This window comes from Corallococcus sp. CA053C, from assembly GCF_003611675.1.
GTDB lineage: Bacteria > Myxococcota > Myxococcia > Myxococcales > Myxococcaceae > Corallococcus.
This window is the reverse complement of the sequence record NZ_RAWA01000833.1, coordinates 1-432: the sequence shown is the minus strand read 5'-3', so window position 1 is coordinate 432 and position 432 is coordinate 1. Positions and strand designations below refer to the sequence as shown.

Annotated in this window: 1 protein-coding gene; it reads right to left on the bottom strand. The window is 73.1% G+C overall.

Annotation, left to right across the window (positions count from 1 at the left end):
* A partial coding sequence (locus D7V97_RS43460) for a PAS domain-containing protein (RefSeq protein WP_158623580.1) occupies positions 1-432 on the bottom strand: 432 nt, incomplete at both ends.

Here is a 432-nt window from a genome sequence, read left to right as displayed (position 1 = left end):
TTCGGGGCCCTGCTGCACGTCCTCGTAGGTGAGGGGGCGGCCTGCCTCCAGCACGTCCTGGTCGTGCTTGAGGTTGACGGCGGCCTCGTCGGCGGGGAACAGCTCGCCGTCCGAGTGGCCGCGCACCTCCGCCACGGTGCGGCCCAGCGCGCGGGCGCCCGGGGAGTTGATGACCTGGTAACGGCCCTCCAGGTCCTTGATGTAGATGGCGTCGGTGGTGCCCTCCAGCACGGCCTGGAAGAGGTGCCCGGCGCGCTGCAGCTCCCCGCGGGCCCGGTACTCGGGGGTCATGTCGCGCAGGTGCAGCAGCAGGCCGCCCTCCACGGGGCGCGCGCTCACGTCGAAGCACAGGTCGCCTTCGGGCCAGGGGTGCTCGAAGCGCACGGCGGGCTGTTCGGTGGCGGGTGTGTCCAGGCGCAGGTGCTCCCCCAG